This window comes from Kitasatospora sp. NBC_01560 (genome assembly GCF_045208415.1).
Classification (GTDB): domain Bacteria; phylum Actinomycetota; class Actinomycetes; order Streptomycetales; family Streptomycetaceae; genus Kitasatospora.
Map to the genome: position 1 here is coordinate 5,775,984 of NZ_CP109364.1, position 21,918 is coordinate 5,797,901.

General features: G+C 75.3%; 21 protein-coding genes. 8 read left to right on the forward strand and 13 right to left on the reverse strand.

The window, feature by feature from the left end:
- Positions 1-123: 123 nt before the first annotated feature.
- Both OH807_RS25275 and OH807_RS25280 read left to right on the forward strand, forming a co-directional pair.
- A complete protein-coding gene (locus OH807_RS25275; protein ID WP_406202817.1) occupies positions 124-573 on the forward strand; it encodes a sec-independent translocase in 450 nt (149 codons plus the stop codon).
- Between the two features lie 210 nt (positions 574-783).
- Positions 784-1,458 (forward strand): hypothetical protein, encoded by a 675-nt coding sequence (locus tag OH807_RS25280; protein ID WP_406202819.1) that lies wholly within the window; start codon positions 784-786, stop codon positions 1,456-1,458.
- A gap of 78 nt (positions 1,459-1,536) precedes the next feature.
- Here the strand turns inward: OH807_RS25280 and OH807_RS25285 are convergent, their stop codons facing one another.
- The 4 genes from OH807_RS25285 to OH807_RS25300 all read right to left on the reverse strand — a co-directional run bounded on the left by OH807_RS25285 (position 1,537) and on the right by OH807_RS25300 (position 5,347).
- A complete protein-coding gene (locus OH807_RS25285; RefSeq protein ID WP_406202821.1) occupies positions 1,537-2,697 on the reverse strand; it encodes an Mrp/NBP35 family ATP-binding protein in 1,161 nt (386 codons plus the stop codon).
- Between the two features lie 56 nt (positions 2,698-2,753).
- Entirely contained in the window at positions 2,754-3,299 is a 546-nt protein-coding gene (locus tag OH807_RS25290; RefSeq protein WP_406211166.1) for a DUF1003 domain-containing protein, read from the reverse strand.
- Positions 3,300-3,366: 67 nt separating this feature from the next.
- The gene (locus OH807_RS25295) at positions 3,367-4,674 is read right to left on the reverse strand and encodes a magnesium transporter MgtE N-terminal domain-containing protein (RefSeq protein ID WP_406202823.1); all 1,308 of its coding nucleotides are present in this window, start codon (positions 4,672-4,674) and stop codon (positions 3,367-3,369) included.
- Between the two features lie 127 nt (positions 4,675-4,801).
- Entirely contained in the window at positions 4,802-5,347 is a 546-nt protein-coding gene (locus tag OH807_RS25300; protein WP_406202825.1) for a hypothetical protein, read from the reverse strand.
- A gap of 213 nt (positions 5,348-5,560) precedes the next feature.
- On the opposite strand from OH807_RS25300, the gene OH807_RS25305 reads away from it, so the two are divergent.
- The gene (locus tag OH807_RS25305) at positions 5,561-6,493 is read left to right on the forward strand and encodes a DMT family transporter (protein ID WP_406202827.1); all 933 of its coding nucleotides are present in this window, start codon (positions 5,561-5,563) and stop codon (positions 6,491-6,493) included.
- A 26-nt stretch (positions 6,494-6,519) separates the two neighbouring features.
- On the opposite strand, the gene corA is transcribed toward OH807_RS25305, so the two are convergent.
- Positions 6,520-7,644, reverse strand: a complete 1,125-nt coding sequence (gene corA, locus OH807_RS25310) for a magnesium/cobalt transporter CorA (RefSeq protein ID WP_406202829.1) — start codon at positions 7,642-7,644, stop codon at positions 6,520-6,522.
- A gap of 451 nt (positions 7,645-8,095) precedes the next feature.
- On the opposite strand from corA, the gene OH807_RS25315 reads away from it, so the two are divergent.
- Entirely contained in the window at positions 8,096-8,743 is a 648-nt protein-coding gene (locus OH807_RS25315) for a suppressor of fused domain protein (RefSeq protein WP_406202831.1), read from the forward strand.
- A gap of 132 nt (positions 8,744-8,875) precedes the next feature.
- Here the strand turns inward: OH807_RS25315 and OH807_RS25320 are convergent, their stop codons facing one another.
- From OH807_RS25320 to OH807_RS25340, 5 genes are all read right to left on the reverse strand, one after another.
- Positions 8,876-9,736, reverse strand: a complete 861-nt coding sequence (locus OH807_RS25320) for a PHP domain-containing protein (protein ID WP_406202833.1) — start codon at positions 9,734-9,736, stop codon at positions 8,876-8,878.
- Between the two features lie 197 nt (positions 9,737-9,933).
- Positions 9,934-10,572 (reverse strand): DUF6758 family protein, encoded by a 639-nt coding sequence (locus OH807_RS25325; protein WP_406202835.1) that lies wholly within the window; start codon positions 10,570-10,572, stop codon positions 9,934-9,936.
- A gap of 337 nt (positions 10,573-10,909) precedes the next feature.
- The gene (locus OH807_RS25330) at positions 10,910-11,056 is read right to left on the reverse strand and encodes a hypothetical protein (protein WP_406202837.1); all 147 of its coding nucleotides are present in this window, start codon (positions 11,054-11,056) and stop codon (positions 10,910-10,912) included.
- A gap of 395 nt (positions 11,057-11,451) precedes the next feature.
- Positions 11,452-12,345, reverse strand: a complete 894-nt coding sequence (locus tag OH807_RS25335) for an alpha/beta fold hydrolase (RefSeq protein WP_406202839.1) — start codon at positions 12,343-12,345, stop codon at positions 11,452-11,454.
- A 234-nt stretch (positions 12,346-12,579) separates the two neighbouring features.
- A complete protein-coding gene (locus OH807_RS25340) occupies positions 12,580-14,319 on the reverse strand; it encodes a DEAD/DEAH box helicase (RefSeq protein ID WP_406202841.1) in 1,740 nt (579 codons plus the stop codon).
- A gap of 766 nt (positions 14,320-15,085) precedes the next feature.
- Here OH807_RS25340 and OH807_RS25345 point away from each other — a divergent pair.
- Positions 15,086-15,814, forward strand: a complete 729-nt coding sequence (locus OH807_RS25345) for a ferritin-like fold-containing protein (RefSeq protein WP_406202843.1) — start codon at positions 15,086-15,088, stop codon at positions 15,812-15,814.
- Between the two features lie 48 nt (positions 15,815-15,862).
- Here the strand turns inward: OH807_RS25345 and OH807_RS25350 are convergent, their stop codons facing one another.
- The 3 genes from OH807_RS25350 to OH807_RS25360 form a co-directional block, all read right to left on the reverse strand.
- The gene (locus OH807_RS25350; RefSeq protein WP_406202845.1) at positions 15,863-16,180 is read right to left on the reverse strand and encodes a hypothetical protein; all 318 of its coding nucleotides are present in this window, start codon (positions 16,178-16,180) and stop codon (positions 15,863-15,865) included.
- Between the two features lie 128 nt (positions 16,181-16,308).
- Positions 16,309-16,536, reverse strand: a complete 228-nt coding sequence (locus OH807_RS25355; protein ID WP_406202847.1) for a DUF3107 domain-containing protein — start codon at positions 16,534-16,536, stop codon at positions 16,309-16,311.
- 132 nt (positions 16,537-16,668) lie between these two features.
- The gene (locus OH807_RS25360) at positions 16,669-17,328 is read right to left on the reverse strand and encodes a TetR/AcrR family transcriptional regulator (protein WP_406202849.1); all 660 of its coding nucleotides are present in this window, start codon (positions 17,326-17,328) and stop codon (positions 16,669-16,671) included.
- Between the two features lie 224 nt (positions 17,329-17,552).
- Between OH807_RS25360 and OH807_RS25365 the strand changes: the two genes are divergently transcribed.
- From OH807_RS25365 to OH807_RS25375, 3 genes are all read left to right on the forward strand, one after another.
- Positions 17,553-18,494, forward strand: a complete 942-nt coding sequence (locus tag OH807_RS25365) for an alpha/beta fold hydrolase (protein ID WP_406202851.1) — start codon at positions 17,553-17,555, stop codon at positions 18,492-18,494.
- A gap of 562 nt (positions 18,495-19,056) precedes the next feature.
- Positions 19,057-20,700, forward strand: coding sequence for a DUF3492 domain-containing protein (locus tag OH807_RS25370; RefSeq protein WP_406202853.1), 1,644 nt, complete (start codon positions 19,057-19,059; stop codon positions 20,698-20,700).
- Entirely contained in the window at positions 20,700-21,839 is a 1,140-nt protein-coding gene (locus OH807_RS25375) for a hypothetical protein (RefSeq protein ID WP_406202855.1), read from the forward strand. Before OH807_RS25370 ends, OH807_RS25375 begins: the two co-directional genes overlap by 1 nt.
- Positions 21,840-21,918 lie beyond the last annotated feature (79 nt).

Consider the following 21,918-nt stretch of genomic DNA (forward strand, 5'->3'; position numbering starts at 1 on the left):
ACTCCGGCCGCCACGGCCACCGCCATCGGCAGGTCTTCATCACGGCTTCATCACACGGTGGGGTCCGGACCGGCCGGTGGCCATTACGCTGTAGGAACCGGTCCGACGAGCTAGGGAGCACAGGTGTTCAGCGACGTGGGCGGGCTGGAGATCCTGACCCTGGTCATCATGGCCATCGTGATCTTCGGTCCGGACAAGCTGCCGAAGCTGATCCAGGACACCATGGGCTTCGTCCGGAAGATCCGTTCCTTCGCGGACAACGCGAAGGAGGACATCCGCAGCGAGCTGGGCCCGGAGTTCAAGGACTTCGAGTTCGAGGACCTCCACCCCAAGACCTTCGTCCGCAAGCAGCTCATGGGCGGCCAGGAGGACCCGCTGGGCCTCAAGGAGATGCGGGACGGCCTGGACATCCGCTCGGTGCTGGACGACAAGCCCGCCGCCGCGGTGAACGGCCACGGCCGCGCCGGCACGGTGAGCATGGACAAGTCCTCCGTCCCGGCCCCGGCGGCCGCCGCCGCGGGTGCCCCGCTCCAGCCCGGCGAGCGCCCCCCGTTCGACCCGGACGCCACCTGATCCGCGCCGTTACGGCGAAACCGCCGCCCCGCCCGGCCGCCCGGCTGAGCGGGGCGGCGGCGTTCGCGCCGCTATTGTGCTGATTGTTCCCGCTGTGCCGTCGGTCACTTCCGGTCCGTTGCCGACCGAAGACGCACGGCGGGAGCGCCGCGGTACGCCACGATGGGAGCGCACTGCGGCAGGGATACGTGCGTTTGAGGAGGCCCGGGGATGGACGCGACGAGTCATGCGGTGGGGACGGCCACGGCCGGTGGCCGGGTGGTCGGCGGCCAGGCGGGCCCGGCCGACCCGCTGGTGCCCTACCTGTCGGCGGACTTCCCCTGGTACGGGCTGGACGACGCCTGGACGGGCCGTCGCTACCTGATGCAGGCCGGCGCCGGCGGCCCGCGCACCGGCGCGGCCGGCAGCGTCGACTACGGCACCCTCGGCCACGGCGAGGAGCCGGCCCGGCACTACGAGCCGCGCGACATGCGCAAGTTCGCCGCCGTCGTCACCGTCGCCCGGCGGGACAGCCGCCGCAGCGCCGACAACACCGGCACCCTGGAGGCGACCTCCGCCTCCTCCGCCGCCTGGCTGGCCGGCTCCGGCCTGCTCGCCGCCACCTGGCCCGGCCAGCTGGACCGCGCACTGCGCCAGGACTGGCTCGACCAGCAGTCCACCCTCGCCTGGGATCTCGCCGACGACCTGGCCGGCCCCGGCTGGTCGACCCTCAGCCTCCCGGTCAACGGCCTGCCGCAGCCCTTCCGCTACCGCGAGTCCGAGTACGGCTGGGTGCTCGCCGGCGAGGCCCCCGGCGTCCTGCTCGGCGCCTACGGCCGCGGCGTCAGCGCCTACGGCACCGGCTTCGCGACCGTCCCCGACCTCGTCGCCTACACCCGCCCGTAGCACCCCCGGACACCCCGTAGCACCCCCGGACACGCGGAAGGGGCGGACGCCGACGGCGCCCGCCCCTTCCGCGTGCTCTCAGAACTTGTTCTTGGGCGTCAGGCCGAGGGAGAGGCCGGACAGGCCGCGCCGGCGGCCGCCGAGCTTGCCGGCGATGGTGCGCAGGGCGGCGCCGGCCGGGGAGTCGGGGGCGGCCAGGACGACCGGGCGGCCGTCGTCGCCGCCCTCGCGGAGGCGGACGTCGATCGGGATCGAGCCGAGCACCGGGACGGTGGAGCCGACGGTCCGGGTGAGGGCGTCGGCGACGGTCTGGCCGCCGCCGGTGCCGAAGACGTCGATCATCTCGTCGCAGTGCGGGCAGGGCATGCCCGACATGTTCTCGATCACGCCGACGATCTTCTGGTGGGTCTGCACCGCGATGGTGCCGGCCCGCTCGGCCACCTCGGCGGCGGCCATCTGCGGGGTGGTGACGATCAGGATCTCCGCGTTGGGCACGAGCTGCGCGACCGAGATCGCGATGTCGCCGGTGCCGGGCGGCAGGTCCAGCAGCAGGACGTCGAGGTCGCCCCAGTAGACGTCGGCCAGGAACTGCTGCAGCGCGCGGTGCAGCATCGGGCCGCGCCAGACCACCGGGGCGTTGCCCGGGGTGAACATGCCGATCGAGATGACCTTCACGCCGTTCGCCTGCGGCGGCATGATCATGTCCTGGACCTGGGTGGGCCGGCCCTCGACACCCAGCATGCGGGGCACGCTGTGGCCGTAGATGTCGGCGTCGACCACGGCGACCTTCAGGCCGTCGGCGGCCATCGCGGCGGCCAGGTTGACCGTCACCGAGGACTTGCCGACGCCGCCCTTGCCGGAGGCGACCGCGTAGACGCGGGTCAGCGTGCCGGGCTTGGCGAAGGGGATCTCGCGCTCGGGGGCGCCGCCGCGCAGCAGCTGGGAGAGCTCCTTGCGCTGCTCGTCGCTCATCACGTCGAGCTCGACCTCGACGCCGGTCACGCCGGGGACCTTGCCGACCGCCTCGCGGACCCGCGCGGTGATGGTGTCGCGCATCGGACAGCCGGAGACGGTCAGGTAGACCGCGACCCGCACGGAGCCGCCCTCGGCGATCTCGACCGATTTCACCATGCCGATCTCGGTGATCGGACGGTTGATCTCCGGGTCGTTGACGGTCGCCAGCGCCTGGCGTACGGAGTCCTCCGTGACGCCGGCCGCGACCTCTGTCTCGTTGGCCATGCCTTGATGGTACGGCGCCGGGCGTACCGCTTAACCCGCCGGTAGCGTGCCGAGGGTCACAGCACCTCGGAGGTCTCCCGGCGCTCGTCGATCTCCTTGAGCAGGGACTGGAGTTCGGAGCGGAGGAAGTCGCGGGTGGCGACCTCCCCGAGGCCCTGGCGCAGGGCGGCCACCTCGCGGGTCAGGTACTCGGTGTCGGCGATGTTGCGGTCGCTGCGGGCGCGGTCCTGCTCCATGTTGACGCGGTCCCGGTCGTCCTGGCGGTTCTGCGCCAGCAGGATCAGCGGCGCCGCGTACGAGGCCTGGAGCGAGAGCATCAGGGTGAGGAAGATGAACGGGTAGTCGTCGAAGTGCACCGAGTCCGGCAGGACGGTGTTCCAGCCGACCCAGACGACCACCACGATCGTCATCCAGACGATGAACCGCCCGGTGCCGAGGAAGCGCGCGATCCGCTCGGAGAGCTTGCCGAAGGCCTCCGGGTCGTACGTCGGCAGGGTGATCAGGCCGGGGCGGGTGGTGCGGGGCTGGTCGAGCCGGCTGCGGCCGCCGCCGGGGGCGGCGGGCTCGGCGCGCTGGGTGCGGCCGCGCTCGCGGGCGCGCAGTTCGCGCAGCTGGCGCAGCTCGCCCTGGAGGCGCTGGCGGGGGGTGTCGTCCCGCCGGCCCTTGCGGTCAGCGTCCACCGGTCACCTCTCTCTCGTCGGCGCTCTCGCCGGCGCCTTCGTCGGCCGGCCCGTGCAGGGCGGCCTCGCGCCAGTCCTCGGGCAGCAGGTGGTCGAGCACGTCGTCGACGGTCACCGCGCCGACCAGGTGGTCGGCCTCGTCGACCACCGGGGCGGCGACCATGTTGTACGTCGCCAGGTAGCTGGTGATCAGCGGCAGCGGGGTGTCCGGCGGCAGCGGGTCGAGGTCGTCGTCCACCAGCGAACCGACCAGGGTGTACGGGGGCTCGCGCAGCAGCCGCTGGAAGTGCACGGTGCCCAGGTACTTGCCGGTCGGCGTCTCGTTCGGCGGGCGGCAGACGAAGACCTGCGCGGCCAGCGCGGGCTTGTTGTCGGAGACCCGCACCCGGGCCAGCGCCTCGGCCACCGTGGCGTCCGGCTCCAGCACGATCGGTTCGGTGGTCATCAGACCGCCGGCGGTGTTCTCCTCGTAGGTCAGCAGGCGGCGGACCGGTTCGGCCTCGTCCGGCTCCATCAGCTGGAGCAGCCGCTCGGCCTCGTCGCCGGGCAGTTCGGAGAGGAGGTCGGCGGCGTCGTCCGGGTCCATCGCCTCCAGCACGTCGGCGGCGCGCTCGTCCTTCAGCTTGCCGATGATCTCGACCTGGTCGTCCTCGGGCAGCTCCTCCAGGACGTCGGCGAGCCGCTCGTCGTCCAGTGCGGCGGCCACCTCGGCGCGGCGCTTGGCGGAGAGGTGGTGCATGACGTTGGCGAGGTCGGCGGGGCGCAGCTGGTCGAAGGTGGCGAGCAGGTTGGCGGCGCCCTGGTTCTCCTCGGCGAGGGCGAAGCCGGTGACGTCCTTCCAGTCCAGGGTGAGCGTCTCGCCCTTGGACTTGCGGAGCCGGCCGGGCCGGCCGGCCTGGACGAAGACCTTGCTGATCTCCCACTCGCGCAGCCGGGTCTGCACCATCGCGACGTCCAGGACGGTGACGTCCTGCCCGGTCTTGCTCCAGGTGACGGTGCGGTCCAGCAGTTCGCCGAGGACGAGGGTCTCGGAGGAGCGCTGTTCGAAGCGGCGCATGTTGACCACGCCGGTGGTCAGCACCTGGCCGGACTCCAGGCTGGTCACCCTGGTCATCGGCAGGAAGATCCGGCGGCGGCCGATCACCTCGACCACCAGGCCGAGCACGCGGGGCGGGCGGCCGCCCAGACGGAGCGTGACCACCACGTCGCGGACCCGGCCGACCTGGTCGCCGATCGGGTCGAAGACGGCGACGCCGGAGAGGTGCGAGATGAAGACCCGGCTGCCTGCCCCTGCCATGGACTCCCTCAGCTCGCTCGACCTGCTCCACGCCCCGGCGGGCGCGCGGGCGCGCCCCGGGGCCCAGGCTACCCGGGCGTTCGGGGCCCGGCCCGGCGAGCCACGGCCCCGCCGCGGGCGGCGCGGCTCAGCCCTTGCGACGCTTGAGCAGCAGCTTCGGGAGGCCGGCCGGGATCGGCATCCGGGTGGTGGCCGGGGTGGGCATCGGGACGGCGGCGTGCGAGGCGTCCGGCATCGCCCCCGGGTGCTCGGTCAGTCCGGCCGGCTCCAGCCGCAGCACCCGGCACTCGCGGGCCCAGCGATCGGTGATGGTGTCGGTGTCGGGCGCGTTCAGCCGCTTGCCCTTGAGCTCCTCGACGGCGCCGAGCCAGGCCTCGCTGCCCGGCGCGAGCTCGGAGACCCGGGCCGGCCAGCCGGTCAGCCGGCCGCCCTTGTCCTTGCTGCGGACGGTGACCACCGCGCCCGTCCCGGCGGCCAGCCCGTGCAGCGGCTGCTCGGCGCCGTCGCCGACCACCACCACCGCGCCGTCGTGCCAGGCGTGCCAGACCGCCCGGCTCTGCTCCTGGCCGTCCGCGCGGACCCAGAGCAGTCCGGACTTCTTCGCGGCCTCCTCCACCAGGGCCTGGTCGAGGAAGTCGTCGGCGGTGGGGGCTGCGGCGGGCGTACGGTCCATGCCGGACAGCGTACGGCCTGGGCCGTCCACGAGGTGTCTCACCGGTCGGGCGACAGTTCCGTGAAGGCCGCACGGGCCTTACCGTATAAGCCGCCCGCCCCATCTGCTCCGCCCGCCGCCCGTCCCGCCCCGTCTGCCCGCCCGCCCCGGCCGTCCGCACCCGCTGCCGGCCCCGGCCGCCCGCCCTGCCGACCCCGCGCCCCGAGGAGCACCGTGCCCGCCGCCCGGCCCGAGACCGCCGCCGCCCCCGCCACCACCGCGACCGCCGAGGCCCCCGCGCACCCGCTCCCCAGGCTCGACCTGCTGCTGCTCGCGGTCTCCGTCTCCGGCATCTCGCTCTCCGCACCGCTGATCAGTGCCACCGCCGCGCCGGCCCTGGCGATCGCGTTCTGGCGCAACGTCATGTCGGTCGGGGTGCTGGGCCCGTACGCGCTGCTGCGGCACCGCGCCGAGCTGCGCGGGATCGGCCGCCGGGCGCTGCTGCTGGCGGTGGCGGCCGGGGCGCTGCTCGCCGTGCACTTCGCGCTCTGGATGCCCAGCCTGCGGATGACCTCGGTGGCCTCGGCGACGGCGCTGGTGACCACCACGCCGCTCTGGACCATCGTGCTGATGCGGCTGATGGGCGTCCGGGCACCCCGGCCGGTCTGGATCGGCACGGCGGTGGCCTTCGCGGGCGTCCTGGTGCTGACCGGCGTCGACCTCTCGCTCTCGCCCCGCGCCCTGCTCGGTGACGCGCTGGCGCTCGGCGCCGGGCTCGCCGCGGCCGGGTACATGCTGCTGGGCGCCGAGGTCCGCCGGACGGTCAGCACCACCGCGTACACCCTGGTCTGCTACGCCACCACGGCGGTGGTGCTGCTGGTGATCTGCCTGGTGGCCGGGACGCCGATGGGCGGCTGGCCGGCCGGGGTCTGGTGGCAGATCGTGCTGCTGATGGTCACCGCCCAGCTGCTCGGGCACTCGCTCAGCAACCGGGTGGTGCGCACCCTCGGCCCCTCCGTCACCTCCACCGCGATCCTGCTGGAGACCCCGGGGGCCGCGCTGATCGCCGCGCTCTGGCTGGGCCAGTGGCCCCCGGTGGCCGCCTACCCGGCGGTGGTGCTGATCCTGCTGGGCCTGGTCCTGGTGGCCCGCGGCGGGCGCCGGTGAGGGCCCGCCGGGCGGGCGTGTGAGCGCTACAGCCAGCCGTTGCGGCGGAAGCCGCGGTACATCCCGATGCAGATGAGCACGACGCTGCCGAGCACCATCGGGTACCCGTACTTGTGGTGCAGCTCCGGCATGTAGTCGAAGTTCATGCCGTAGACGCCGGTGATCATGGTGGGCACGGCGAAGATCGCCGCCCAGGCGGTGATCTTGCGCATGTCCTCGTTCTGCGCCACCGAGACCTGCGCCAGGTTGGCCTGGAGCAGCGAGTTGAGCAGCTCGTCGAAGCCGTGCACCTGCTCGGTGACTCTGGCGAGGTGGTCGGCGACGTCCCGGAAGTACTTCTGGATGTCCGGGTCGACCAGCCGCTGGAGGGGCTCCGAGAGCTGCTGCATGGGCCGCAGCAGCGGCGCCACGGCCCGCTTGAACTCCAGCACCTCGCGCTTGAGCTGGTAGACCCGCCCGACGTCGGTGCCCCGGCCGCCCTTGTTGGAGAAGACGTCGAACTCGATCTCGTCCACGTCGGTTTGCAGCCGGTCGGCGACCAGCAGGTAGTTGTCGACGACGTGGTCGGCGATCGCGTGCAGCACCGCGGAGGGCCCCTTGGCGAGCAGCCCGGCGCCGTCGGAGTCGGCCTCCAGCCGCTGCCGCAGCTCCTGGAGCGAGCTGTGCCCGCCGTGCCGGACGGTGATCACGAAGTCCTGCCCGGCGAAGACCATCAGCTCGCCGGTCTCGACCACCTCGCTGGTCGGGGTGAGCTGGTCGTGCTCGACGTAGCGGATCGTCTTGAAGACGGCGAACAGCACGTCGTCGTACCGCTCGACCTTGGGCCGCTGGTGCGCGTGCACGGCGTCCTCGACGGCCAGCGGGTGCAGGCCGAACCGCTGCGCGATGCCCTCGAACTCCGCCTCGGTCGGCTCGTGCAGCCCGATCCAGCTGAACGATCCCGCGCCGTCCGGCATTTGCTGCGAGGCCTTGACGCGGCGGACCGCCTCGCGCGGGCTGCAGCTCTCGCCGTGCCGCTTGCCCTGCTGGTAGACCGCGCAGTCCACCACCGCCGAGGTGGACGCGCCCGGGTGGATCGAGTCGAACAGGCCGGCCGCCGAACGGCGGCGGTTGGTGCGGACGGCGGCGCGCAGGCTGTTGATCATCGACATGGCAGGCTCCCTGGGGCAGGAGCCGCCGCACGGCGGCATGGTGGCGGCTGGCCGTGGTGCGACGGCGGAGGAACACCGGTGGAAGGGCGCCTGCGATCGGTCCTCGGCCTTGCTGGGGCACGCGATGGAGCGAACGGACGCCGTGAAGGTGCTCTCCCGGCCGGACCGGCACTGCCTCGGTCGTCTCCGCGGACGCGGCGGTCAGCTCCTACTGGGGCTGTTTCAGCCTGCGTGGCGAGGGGTACGGGGAAGGCGTCCGGGCCGGGTAGAGCTGCCGGTACTGCATGGTCGGCTGGTATCCACCGCAACCACCTCCTTCACGCCGCTGCCCCGGAGGTGAGGATCCCCGGTAGCCAGTCGCTCACACTAACATCTGACCGGTCGTCGTCGCTGCTGCGTTCACGTGACGCTCGTGACAAGCCCGCGGGTGCCGCGGGTTACGCTCACCGGCATGGCGCACGACTTCCCGCTCTTCGGGGACCCCTCCGGCGGCTCCCACGACCCTTCCGGCCTCTCCCGGGAGGCCGTGCTGGCCGCCGTCGAGGCCCGGCTGCTGACCACCTTCGGTGAACCGAGCGGCCGCGCCGCGGTCACCTTCCTCGGCGCCGACCGGATCGAGGTGTTGCGGTTCGGCCCGGACGCCGAGGGGCTGGTCCGCTACGCCACGCTCGGGATGTCCGCCGCACCGATGGCCGACCCGACCGCCCCGGTCGCCGACCAGGTCCGCGGCCCCCGCGCCGAGCTGGTCCTGACGGTCCGTGGGGGGCGCGACGGCGTGCTCCGGACGCTGGCCACCTTCGCCGCGACGCCGCAGGTGGAGGGCCTGGTGCTGGCTCCCGGCGGCTCGCTGGACCTCGGCTCCCCGCTCTGGGACGGCGCGCCGTTCACCTCGGTGCTGGCCGCCGAGCCGGGCGGCCTGGTGCCCGATCTGGAGCTGGACGAGCCGGCCGACCCGGTCCGCTTCCTGCCGCTGCTGCCGATGACGCCGAACGAGGCCGGCTGGAAGCGCGTGCACGGCGCGGGCGCGCTGGAGGAGCGCTGGCTCCAGCACGGGACGGACCTGCGCGATCCCGACCGCCGCGCGGTGCCGCTGGACTGACGGCGGATCACGCCCCGGCCGCGCGGCGGAGTGGACCCTCGCCGGCGTGCCGACGCTCCGGTGCTGGGGCCCGCGGCCCGTCGCGCACCACGCCGGACGCCCCCGCGCCCCGGCGTGCGGGCGGGGGCCGCCCTACCCGCCGACCGGCTTCGCGCCGGTCGCGCCGGCCACCAGCGCCTCGTACACGGCGGGGTCGGTGGTGTGCTCGCCGAGCCGGACGGTCTTGCGGCTGCCGTGGTAGTCGCTGGAGCCGGTGGTCAGCAGGCCCAGCTCGGCGGCCAGTCCGCGAAGGTGGGCCCGGGCGGCCTCGTCGTGGTCGGTGTGGTCGACCTCCAGCCCGGCCAGCCCGGCCGCGGCGAGGTCGGCGATCACCTGGTCGGAGACGGTCCGGCCGCGCTTGACGGCGCCCGGGTGGGCGAAGACCGGCATGCCGCCGGCCGCCCGGACCAGCCGGACCGCCTCGACCGGGTCGGTCTCGTGCTTGCGGACGTCCGCCCGCCCGCCGTTGGCCAGCCACTGCGGGGTGAACGCGTCGGAGACGGTCGCCACCACGCCGGCCTCGACCAGGGCGCTGGCGATGTGCGGCCGCCCGACCGAGCCGGCCCCGGCGATCCGCTCGACCTGCTCCCAGCTGATCTCCGCGCCCAGCTCGCGGCAGCGCTCGACGACCGCCCGCCCGCGCCGGAACCGGTCGGTGCGCACCAGTTCGCGCTCGCGGGCGAACTCCGGCTCGGCCGGGTCGAACAGGTAGGCCAGCAGGTGCATGCTGATGCCGTCCACGACGCAGGAGAGTTCGGCGCCCGGCACGAGGGTCAGCCGGGTGCCGGGCGGCAGGGCGTGCACCGCCTCGGTGGCCTCGGCGTGGCCCGCCACCGTGTCGTGGTCGGTGATCGCGACCACGTCCAGGCCCGCGGCGACCGCCGCCGCGACCAGCTCGGCCGGACTGTCGGTGCCGTCGGAGGCGTTGCTGTGGGCGTGCAGGTCGATGCGCACGGGGTCGGCTCCTGGGGTGGGCGGCGGGTGCCGCCCAGGATAGGTCAGCCGGCGGCGGGCCGGTCGGCCGATCGAGGGTGCTCCGGGCGGGAGCCCGCACAGCCCGGGGCCGCTCCCGGATCGAGCGGTCCAGTGCCCGGGCGGGTCCGGTGCGGGGGCGGGTCCAGTGGCCGGGCGGGTTCGGTGCGGGGGCGGGTTCAGCCGAGCAGGCGGGGCGAGAGCGCGCCGCAGGGCAGCAGGTCCAGCTCGGCGCCGGCCTCGCGCAGGTCGGTGAGCACCAGCTCGTCGTACATCACGAGGGCCGACTGCTCGGGCCAGGCCACCGCCCAGAGCCAGAGCCCGCGGGCCTCGCCGACGAAGACCGCCCGGTCCGGGGGTGCGTCCGGGACGTGGAACATCGGGGTGGGCCGCCCGGCCGCCATCAGCTTGGCGTCGGCGGGCTTGTAGAGGGAGACGGACTCGCCCGGGTCCGGTCCGGACAGCCCCGCGTACCGGGCGCCGAGCCCGACGCCCAGCTCCTCGGCGACCAGCACCAGCTCGCCGAAGCCGCCGAGCGGCGCCGGGCCGGAGCAGGCGACGGCGGTGGCCCGGGCGCCGGAGACGTCGTCACCGACGTGGGCGATGCCGGTGTAGAGCCAGCCGACCGGGAGCGGCCAGGGCAGCCAGACGGGGACCTGCGAACGGACGACGGCGACGCCGAGCGCTTCCACGCTCGGGGGCAGCACCGGCTGCATCGGGTGCACGGCTCCGTGCCGGTCGCACTGCCAGGTGTCTGAGAACAGACCGGGGGCGCGGACCCGGCCGGCGCACCTCGGGCAGCTTGGCTCGCCCCTCATAGCCGACAACGCTCCTCCCTCCGGACCGCCGCGTCAAGGACGATCACCCGTACGGAGGGCTCGGCGGCACCTGTCGGTGGCGGGTGCCCGTCCGGCGCGGGGTGGGCGTGGTGCCGGCGGCTCCCGGTAGGAAATGTCCAGCGGCGGGCGGCGGCAAACGTCGGTTGCTCCGACGGGTGGTGGCGAGCGCGGGCCGGAGGGGGCCCGCAACGCACTGACGCCCTGTCATCGGCGATTGCGGTGACGGGGCGTCAGTCGGGTATCGGAACGTCGGGGTCGGACGCTCCCGGGTCTTCGGCGGCGGGTGAGGGCTCCCGGTCGGAGGCGCCGCGCCGGGTCAGACGGTCGGGCACGGACGGATGAGCAGGCGCTCGCCGGTGCGGGCGGCGGCCTGGACGAACTCGCGGACGGTTTCGGCGTCGGCGATCAGTCGGTCGGTGGCGGTGCCGCGGGTGTCGTCCAGTCGGAGAATCTCGAAGCGCATGGGCCTCTCCTGTTCCTGCCCCGTCTCGCGGGGCGGTCGTGGCTGAGTCGGTATCAGCCCTTTCGGGGTCTGTCGTGTCGCACGATCGACGATGTGCTGCGGCAAAGGGCTCCCCCCTGCTTGCCGGGGACGCCCGGTCCCTCGTGAACCACTCTGTCGTGGTGCTGCTACCGGGCCGTTGCCCGTCCGTAAAGTCCTGGTTTCGGCTGATCCGCGCCGACGTCGAGATCGACGATGATTCCCGGACAGAATCAAATATTACCGCAACTAACGAATTTTGTCCTGTGAGAAACCCGCCAGGGGTACCGGCCGGGCCCCGACGGCAAGGTCCGGGGCACCGGCGCGGTCAGGCCCGGCGGGGTGCGGCGGGGTGCGGGCCCCACCGCCCGGCGCGGTCAGGCCCGGGCGGCACCCCAGAAGCCCGTCAGGGCCTCGGCGGTGACCGCCGGTCGCTCGGCGTTGGGGGAGTGGCCGGCGTCCTCGACCACCACCCGGCGGGCCCCCAGCCGCTCGGCCATCGCGGTCTGCTCGGGCACCGGCCAGGCGTAGTCCCGGACGCCGGAGAGGACGAGGGTGGGCAGCGCGGCGCTCGCGGCGGCCAGCTCGTCGACCCGGTCGGGTGCGGAGACCAGGTGCCCGCCCGTGGTGGCGAGCGACTGCGGCACGTTGGCCACCCAGCGGCGGTGCAGGAAGGCCGCGACCTCGGCGTCCGGCCGCCGGGCCGGCTCGCCGGAGGCCTCCTCCATCTGCTGGAGCACCTGCCAGATCTCCTCCAGGCTCATCGTCGGCAGCACCGAGATCAGCAGCTTGGTGCGCTCGGCCTCGGCCGGGTCGATCGCGCCCGGCCCGGTGGCCATCAGGGTCAGCGAGCTCCACGGCAGCGGGCCCTCGGCGGCGGCCGCCAGCACGGCCTCCCGCACCACCTGGCCGCCGAAGGAGTGGCCCAGCAGGTGCAGCGGGCCCCCGTCGTCGTCGGCGGCGAGCGCCGCGGAGAGCGCCCGGACGTCGGCGCCGAGCGCGTCGACCGCGTAGGCGGCGGGATCGTCGGGGCCGCCCGTCTCGTACTGGCCGCGCTGGTCGACCGCGGTCACCCGGTAGCCGGCCGCCGCGAGCGGCTCCAGCAGCGCGATGAAGTCCTCCTTGCTGCCGGTGAAGCCGGGCACCAGCAGCGCCGACCCGCGCGGCGCACCCGTCGGCTCGGCCCGCAGTGCGGCGAACTCGCCGCGCGCGGTCGCCAGGCGCAGGGCCCGCGCGCAGCCGGGGAGGGTGAGGAACGGCGGGGTGCTCATGGGGGGATCTCCTGGGTCTCCGGGCGTGCGGCGGTTCTTCCGGCGGCGTGGCGGCGTGGCGGCGTGGCGGCGCGGCGGGCGCTGCGGCGGTGTACCGGCGGTGCACCGGGGTACCGGGGTACCGGCCGGTAACCCCCGAGCGTAGCGGGGCCGGCACGCCGGAGGGGGCGGCCGCGCCCCGACCTGCGGGACGCGGCCGCCCCCTCCGGGCGGTGCCTTCGGCGGCTGGGCCGGTCAGCTCTCCGGCGTCGCCTCCGCGGCGGCCGGGCGGCGGCTCCTGGTCCGGCGGCGCGGGGCCTCGGCCGGGGCGTCCGCCGTGGCCTCGGGCGCAGCGGCGCCCTCGGCGGCCGGCTCGGCCTTGGCCTTGGCCCGGCTGCGGGTCCGCTTGGCGGCCGGCTTCTCGGTGGCGGCGTCGGCAGCCGGCTCGGCCACCGGTGCGGCGGCCTCGGTGACCGTGGCCGGAGCCTCGGCCACCGCGGCGACGGCGGTCTCGCCCGCGCCGGTGCTGCGCGGACGGCGGCGACGGCGGCGCGGGACCGCCTCGCCCTCGGCGCCCTCGACGCCCTCGACGGCCGGGGCCGCGGGGGCCTCGACCGTGACGGCGCCGTCGGCGGTCACCGCGTCGCCCTCGACCGAGCTGCCGGCACGGGTGCGGCGGCGCTCACGGGGCCGGCGGGCCGGCTTCTCCTCGGTGGTCTCGGTGGCGGCGGGCTTGCCCGGGCCGGTCCGGGGAGCCCCGGCACGGCCGCGGCCACCGGCGGCCGGACGCGAACCGCGCCCGCCGGTCTCGCCGAGGTCCTCGACCTCCTCCGCGCCGAGCCCGGCCCGGGTCCGCTCCGACCGCGGCAGCACACCGGTGGTGCCCTTGGCGATCTTCAGCAGCTCGAACAGGTGCGGAGACGTGGAGTAGGTCTCCTCCGGCTCGTTGAACGACAGGTCCAGCGCCTTGTTGATCAGCTGCCAGCGCGGGATGTCGTCCCAGTCGACCAGCGTGACGGCGGTGCCGGAGGCGCCGGCCCGGCCGGTGCGGCCGATCCGGTGCAGGTAGGTCTTCTCGTCCTCGGGGCACTGGTAGTTGACGACGTGCGTGACGCCCTCGACGTCGATGCCGCGGGCGGCGACGTCGGTGCAGACCAGGACGTCGACCTTGCCGTTGCGGAACGCGCGCAGCGCCTGCTCGCGGGCGCCCTGGCCGAGGTCGCCGTGGACGGCGCCGGCCGCGAAGCCGCGCTGGGTCAGCTGGTCCGCGACGTCGGCCGCGGTGCGCTTGGTGCGGCAGAAGATCATCGCCAGCCCGCGGCCGTCGGCCTGCAGGATGCGCGAGACGAGCTCGACCTTGTCCAGCGAGTGCGCACGGAAGATGTGCTGCTCGGTGTTGGCGACGGTCGTGCCGGTGTCGTCCGGCGCGGCGGCGCGGATGTGGGTCGGCTGGCTCATGTACCGGCGGGCGAGGCTGATGACCTGGCCCGGCATGGTGGCCGAGAACAGCAGGGTCTGCCGCTTGGCCGGCAGCATGGTCAGGATCTTCTCGACGTCGGGCAGGAAGCCCAGGTCGAGCATCTCGTCGGCCTCGTCCAGGACGAGCGAGCGGACCCGGGAGAGGTCCAGCTTCTTCTGTCCGGCCAGGTCCAGCAGGCGGCCCGGGGTGCCGACCACGATGTCGACGCCCTTCTTGAGCGCCTCGACCTGCGGCTCGTAGGCCCGGCCGCCGTAGACGGCGAGCACGCGGACGTCGCGGACCTTGCCGGCGGTCTGCAGGTCGTTGGTGACCTGGGTGCAGAGCTCGCGGGTCGGGACGACGATCAGCGCCTGCGGGGACTCGTGGAGCTGCTCCTCGGTGGCCCGGCCGGCGTCGACGTCGGCGCGGACGACGACCCGCTCGATCAGCGGGAGGCCGAAACCGAGGGTCTTGCCGGTGCCGGTCTTGGCCTGGCCGATGACGTCGTGGCCGGTCAGCGCGACCGGGAGGGTCATCTCCTGGATGGGGAAGGGGTGGATGATGCCGACGGCCTCCAGGGCCTCGGCGGTCTCCGGGAGGATCCCCAGGTCCCGGAAGGTGGTCTTGATGGGTTCAGCGGTGGTGGACAGGGTGCTGCCTCTTCCGTGTGGAGGGGCCGAGAACGAGCGGCGGGCGGGCAGCCGCGCGGCTGCGTACGGGCCTGGACGGCCCTGCTACAACTGCGTGGACGCACAACCGCGCCGGTCCCTGCGGCCGGCCGGTCCGCGGGGCCCGGTGAGGGGCGCGGTCACGGCGGCGTCGGGGAGGATTCCCTTGAGGGACCTGCGCGGGACCGTTCGCCGTGCGGCGCGGTCTCGGCGGCCCTCGCTCGGCCACTGATGCGGTGCCAAGGCTTGAAGTCCAAGCCATGGTCGGAGCCGATCGGCTCTCCGACCGGGCATCCGCGTACGTGAGTGCCCGGCTTCCGGTGCGGGCACGTCCTGCTGGACGGTGCCGCTACGAAGCGGGCTTGCCCGGCGCACCGAGACGGCGGTGACACCGTGCGAGCACTACGGACCTCGCTACCACCATACAGTCACGCGACGACTCGAACACGTGACGCGCATGACATCGCTGCTCGCGGGCCGTGCGGCGGCCGCCGGGCGCGGGGGCGGGAACGGGGGCGGGAACGGTCCCGGCGGCAGGGGGGTGCACCGCTGCTCGCAGCCCGTGCGGCGGCGGCCGGGGAGGGGGCGGCGCCGTGCGTGTGCGGGCGGCCGGGCGGGACTAAGGTGGCAGGTCATGGAGACCCATGGTGAGACGCAGGACGACGCGGCCGGCTCGATCGGGGACTGGGCGGCACGCTCGGCCGACCCCGGCTACCGGGCGGCCGTGCTGGACCTGCTCGGCGCCCTCGCGTACGGCGAGCTGAGCGCCTTCGAGCGGCTCGCCGAGGACGCCAAGCTCGCGCCGGGCCTCGCCGACAAGGCCGCGCTGGCCCGGATGGCCTCCGCCGAGTTCCAGCACTACCAGCGCCTGCACGACAGGCTGGCCGAGGTGGGCGCGGACCCGCAGGAGGCGATGCAGCCGTTCGTCGAGCCGCTGGAGCTGTTCCACCGGATGACCGCGCCCTCGGACTGGCTGGAGGGCCTGGTCAAGGCCTACGTCGGCGACGCGATCGCCACCGACTTCTACCGCGAGGTGGCCGTCCGGCTCGACGACGACACCCGTGATCTGGTGCTCGGCGTGATGTCGGACACCGGGCACGCCCAGTTCGCCGTCGACAAGGTGCGGCAGGCGATCGAGGCCGACCCGCGGGCCGGCGGCCGGCTGGCGCTCTGGGGCCGGCGGCTGATGGGCGAGGCGCTGAGCCAGGCCCAGCGGGTGGTGGCCGAGCGGGACGCGCTCTCGAACCTGCTGGTCGGCGGCGTCCAGGTGCAGGGCTTCGACCTGGTGGAGGTCGGCAAGATGTTCAACCGGATCACCGAGGCGCACACCAAGCGGATGGCTGCGCTGGGGCTGGCCTCCTAGGCTGCCGGGCCCGTGCTCGGGCGGACCCGTGCTCGGGCGGACCCGTGCTCAGGCGGGCCGGTGCCGGCGGTGCGCGCCGGCCCGGTGCGGGCGGTGCCGGTGGACGGGCCTGCGGTCGGCCGCGAGGTCGGGCCGGGCCAGTACCGAGGTGAGCAGCGCCGAGGCGGTCGCCGAGATCCCGATGCTGGCCGCCGGGAACGCGCCGTTCAGCGTGAAGTGCGCGATCACCCCGGCCAGCAGGGCCGAGACCACCGCCGTCCCCGTCGTCAGCAGCCGCCCGGCCGGGAAGTACGCGGGCAGCGACAGCAGCGCGGCTGCGCCGACGACCAGGCCGACGAGGGCGAAGGCGAGCGTCTCGACCAGCAAGGGGGCCTCCCCGGGGGTACGGGCGTGCGGCGCACGGACGGCCGCACTGTCGCCGTACCCCGGTCGGCCGGGCCGTACACGCAGCGGTGCCCCGCTCCCGGTGGGGGAGCGGGGCACCGGAGTACTGCTCAGAGCGTGCCGAAACCGACCTTGCGGGCGGCCTGCTCGCCGATCTCCACGTACGCCAGGCGCTCGGCCGGGACGATGACGCGGCGGCCGTGCTCGTCGGTCAGCGCGAAGAGCTTCGAGGTGCCCTCCAGTGCCTTGGCGACCGCGTTCTCGACCTCTTCGGCACTCTGCGAGCTCTCGATCACGATCTCGCGCGGCGCGTTCTGCACGCCGATCTTGACCTCCACGGCTTCCGTCCCTCCGGGGTTGCAGCCATCCACGCGCGGCATCCGGACCGCCCGGGACAGGTGATCGCGGCGACCGCGCCGTACGGCTTCACCATAGAGCACCGGATCAAGGCCGAGGCGAAGCTCGGTGGATCACTCCTCGTCGGCAGCCTCGTCCTGCTCGGAGACGGGGTGCATCGGGAAGCCCTTCAGGCCTCGCCAGGCCAGGCTGGCGACCAGCCGCACGGCCTCGTCGCGCGGGATCGCCAGGCCCTGCGAGAGCCAGTAGCGGGCGGTGATCTGGGCGAGGCCGCAGACGCCGGCGGCGAGCAGCTTGGACTCGGCCTCCGGGAGGTCGGTGTCCTCCTGGATGACCTTGCTGACCAGCGTCGCGCTGGCCTCCGAGGCCCGCTCGACCCGCTCGCGCACGGCCGGCTCGTTGGTCAGGTCCGACTCGAAGACCAGCCGGAACGCGCCGGACTCGCTGGAGACGTAGTTGAAGTACGCCTCCATGGTCGCGGCGACCCGGAGCTTGTTGTCGGTGGTCGTCGACAGCGCCTCGCGGGTCGACTCGACGAGGGCGTCGCAGTGCTTGTCCAGCAGCGCCAGGTAGAGGTCCAGCTTCCCGGGGAAGTGCTGGTAGAGGACCGGCTTGCTGACCCCGGCGCGGTCGGCGATGTCGTCCATGGCGGCCGCGTGGTACCCCTGCGCGACAAACACCTCCTGGGCGGCACCGAGCAGTTGTTCACGGCGGGCGCTTCGCGGCAGGCGGGCACCGCGCGGGCGCTCCTGCGCCTCCTGGATGGCCGTCACGGCGCTCCTCACTTCACGGGTTGTTCGGGGCTGGCAAGGAAGACCGATTCTACTTTTCGGTAACCGCGTCCGCGCTTGGCGAACGCGAGAAAAGAACGGACCCCCCTTGTCAGTAGCCCACAATACGACGCTGATCAGGGCAGCGGCAGTGGTGTGACAGGACCGGCGGCGGGCGGTCCTGTCGGGGGCCGTACCGGGGCCCGCCCTCACTACCATCGTCCACCATGAGCAGCGCTGAGCAGCAGATACGTCCAGAGGCGGGGGAGCCCGCACCGTTCCGCACGGTCGAGGTGCCCGGCGCGGTGCTGGCGGTGCACGGTGCCGCAGGTGCCGGCGACGGCGGGCGCGGCCCGGCCGGCGGGCGCGCGCCGGCCCTCTTCGTGCACGGGCTCGGCGGCTCGGCCGGCAACTGGACGGTGCTGATGGCGAGGCTCGCCGGCCTGGTCGACGGCGAGGCCGTGGACCTGCCCGGCTTCGGCCACTCCGCCCCGCCCGCCGACGGCAACCTCTCCGTCTCCGGCCACGTCCGCGCGGTGATCGGCTACCTGGAGGCGGCCGGCCGCGGGCCGGTGCACCTGTTCGGCAACTCGCTGGGCGGCGCCGTCTCCGTCCGCCTCGCCGCGGTCCGCCCGGACCTCGTCCGCAGCCTCACCCTGATCTCGCCCGCGCTGCCCGAGCTGCCTCCGCAGCGCACCGCCTGGCCGACCGGCCTGCTCGCGGTGCCGGGCCTCCCCGCGCTGCTGCGCCGGCTGCCGGCGAACGGGCGGACCCCGGAGGACGCCACCGAGGGCCTGCTGCGGCTGGTGTACGGCGACCCGGAGGGGCTGTCGCCGGCCGCCCGGGCCGAGGCGGTGGCCGAGTACCGGCGACGCGTGGAGGTGCCGCACGCGATGCGGGCGCTGGCCGGTTCGGCGCGCGGGATCGTCTCGGCGTACACCGAGCGGGGCGACCAGGCGCTCTGGCGCCAGGCCGGGCAGGTGAAGGTGCCCACGCTGCTGGTGTACGGGCTGCGGGACAAGTTGGTCTCGTACCGCTCGGCGCGGCGGGCCTGCCTGGCCTTCGCGGACGCCCGGCTGCTGGTGCTGCCGGACTCCGGGCACGTGGCGATGATGGAGCACCCCGAGCAGGTGGCCCGGGCGGTGCGGGAGCTGCTGGCGCGGGTCTGAGCCCGGGGCGCGGGTCCGGGCCCGGACCCGCGCCCCGGGCGGGACAGCGGCCGGGCAGGAGCAGTAGGAGCAGTAGGAGCAGCAGGGCGCAGGGGCCCGGGAGCAAGCGGACAGGGAGTAGGGGAGCGGGGAAGCAGGGAGCGGGCCCCCGGACCGGAGGGCGCGATAACGCCCCCGTCGTGGGCGAGGTCACGCCGGTTCACTCGTTCAGGTGGCAACCAGGCATGTGACCGATGCATCGCCGGGGCCCGGTCCTACCTTTCTGCTGTCGGACCGAACAGGTGTGGGGGAGTCGCGGCCGCCGGATGAACCGGAGGGCGGTCGCGGGCCGGGGTGCCGGCCGCCGGTGCGACCGCCGGGCCGCGGTGCGTCCGGCCGCGGTGCGGGCGGCAGCCCGGCCTCTCCCCGCCCCGAGCTCCGCCCCGTGCCGTCCCGCGGGGCACCGGGAGCCGGTCGATCCGGCCGAGCACTCCGTCGATCCACCCCGATCCGCCTCGATCCACCCTGATCTGCCCCGATCCGCCCTGGTCAGCCATGATCCGCTCTGCTCTGGAGGTCTCCCGTGCGCGTTGCTCTGCTCACCGAGGGTGGGCGTCCGGACCCCCAGCGTGGCGTCGGCGGCTGGTGCGCACGGCTGCTGGAGGGCCTGCGCGAGCACGACTTCGAGCTGTACGTGACGGCCGGTGCGGCCGGCTCCGGGACGGGCTCGGGGATCGGCGCCGACCCCCGGGGCCGTTGGCTCGGGGTCCACGAGCTGGCTCTGTGGGGCCGCCGCCCGGCCGGCCGGGTGCCGTCGGCCCTGCGCAGACGCCAGTACGTGCGGGCGTACGAGGAGCTGGTCCGGGCGCTGGTGATGCCGGGCGCGCGCGGTGGTTTCGGGGCCGGGCTCCAGCGGCTGGCGGCGCTCGCCCGGGAGGACGGCGCGCTGCCGGGCTTCCTCGCCTCGGCACACGCCCGGCGCACGCTGGAACGGGTCTGGCGCGCCCCGGGGGCGGACACCTCGGCCGGTCAGCCCCTGGTCTGCGACGTGCTGGTCGCGGCCGACCTGCTGGAACAGTGCCTGCGACCGCTCTCCGCCCCCTGGTACGGCACCGGGCCCGGCGGCCTCGGGGCGGCGGACCTCTGCCACGTGGTCGGCGGCGGCCCGGCGGCCCTGCCCGCACTGGTCGCCAAGCACCTGCACGGGGTGCCGTTCGTGGTCACCGAGCACGGTCTGCACCTGCGCGAGCAGTACCTGGGCTACCGCGAGGCGCCGTACCGCTGGCCGGTCCGGGCGCTGCTCCTCGCCTACTTCCGGGCGCTCACCGAGGAGACGTACCGGCAGGCCGCGATACTGACCCCCGGCAGCGCCTACGACCAGCAGTGGCAGCAGCGCTGCGGCGCCGACCCGGCCCGCACCAGGGTGGTCTACGAGGGCACCCCGGCGGTGGCCCGGGCCGCGGCCGGCCCCGAACCGGCCGCGCCCACCCTGGTCTGGGCCGGCCCGTTGGAGCCCGGCCGGGACACCGAGCTGATGCTGCACGCCTTCGCGCGGGTGCGGACCGAGCTGCCCGCGGCGCGGCTGCTGGTGTACGGCGAGGAGGCCGCCCCGGGGTACCGCGCGCACTGCGAGGCGGTGGCCGGACGGCTGGGGGTGGCCGGCGCGGTGGAGTTCGCCGGGCGGCCGGAGTCGTCCGCGGCGGCCTGGGAGAGCGGCACGGTGGTGGTCTTCTCGGCGCTCTCGCAGCGCAACCCGGGGCTGCCGGCCGACGCGATGCTGAGCGGCCGGGCGGTCGTCTCCACCGATGTCGGGGTGGTCCGCGAGGTCGTCGGCCCGACCGGGCTGCTCGTCCCCCCGCGGGACCCCCGGGCGCTGGCCGGGGCCTGTCTGGCGCTGCTGCGCGACGAGGAACGCCGGGCACGGCTCGGGCTGGCCGGGCGGCTGCGCGCGCAGGAACGCTTCGCCGTGGAACCGGTGGTCGGGGCGTTCCGCGAGATCTACCTGGAGCTGGTCTCGCAGTGGCCGGCCTTCCCGGCCGCCGGCACCGGCCCGGCCGGTGAGCGACCCCGCCCGTTCGCCCGGCCCGCCGAGTACTGGCTCGCGGACCGCCGGGGCGGCGCGGCGCAGGAGCGGCCGGGCGAGGAGGACGGGAGCGTCGAGGAGCCGGCCGGGGCGGATGCGGACGCGGCGCCCGGCCGGCCGGGCGCCCTCGCGGAGGCGGTCTGATGGCCGGCGACGGCGGGGCGGCCGGGCCGCCGGCGGGCCCGGGGGCCGGCGGGATCCCCGGAGCCGTCGGGGGCATCAGGGTCACCGGGGTCACCGGGGTCACCGGGGACCCGGTCCGGGAGGTGATGGCGGAGCACCGGGTGCTCTGCGAGCGGGCGGTCGACCCGCTGGAGATCGTGGCCGGTCTGGAGGAGGCCGGGCTGGGCCCGGAGGAGGCCGCCCGCTGCCGGCACGCCGACCTGTTCGGGCTCGCCGAGGAGCTGTACGCCCGGGTGCCGCGCCGCCCGCCGCCACCGGCCGACGGCCCGGAGACCGGCCGGCCGCGCGGGCCGGGCGCCGTCCTGGGCTCGTCGGCGCTGGCGGTGCTGCCGGTGGCGGCCGCCGCCGCGCTCGGGGGGCACCGGCCGGTGCTGCTGGCGGCGGCCGTCCCGCTCGTCCTGCTGCCGGCGCTCTCGGGGGCCCGGCCGGCGGGGCCCGCGCCCGCGCCGGATCCCTGTCCGGGCCCTGCCGTGGCCGGCCGGCCACGGTGGCCGGGGCCGGCCGCGCTCGGTCACGGGGCCGGGGCGGCCGGGCTGCTGCTGCTCCCGCTCGCCGGGGTGGCGGGGGACGGCCGGGTGACGGCCGCGCTGGCGCTGGCCGCGGCGCTGTCGGCCGGCTCGGCCGAGTGGGCCGCGCGCTGGTTCCGCCGGGTCGGCCGCGGCCACCTGCGGACGGCGGGCACCCTCGCCGAGTTCCGGGCCCGGATGCGGCCGGTGCTGCCGGTGGCGGTCGCCCTGCACCTGGCCGTGCTGGCGGTGCTCAGCTTCGCCGCGCTCGCCGTGCTGACGGCCGTCGCCCCGCGCCCCGGGCCGGGCCACGGCGGCGGGCTGCTGCACCTGGCGGCCGAGCGCGCCGGCCCCGTCCAGTGGGCGGTGCAGGGCGTGCTGGGCCTGCTGCTGGTGCTGCCGGTGCTGCTGGCCCACTGCGACCGCCGTGGCGCCGCCGCGCTGGGCGCGCTCGCCGGGCCGGCCGCCGCCGCGGTGCCGCTCGCCCTGGGCCGGCCGGCCCAGGTGGCCTGGCTGCTCGGCGGCGGGGCCGTCGCACTGGCCCTGTTCGCCTACGCCTGGCCGGTGCTCGGCCGGGCCGGCGCGCACCGCTGACCGCCCGCCGACCGGTCCGCCCGGACCGGCCGACGGGCCGCACGACCGTCCGAACTGCTCTGTTCTCACAAGGTCCGCC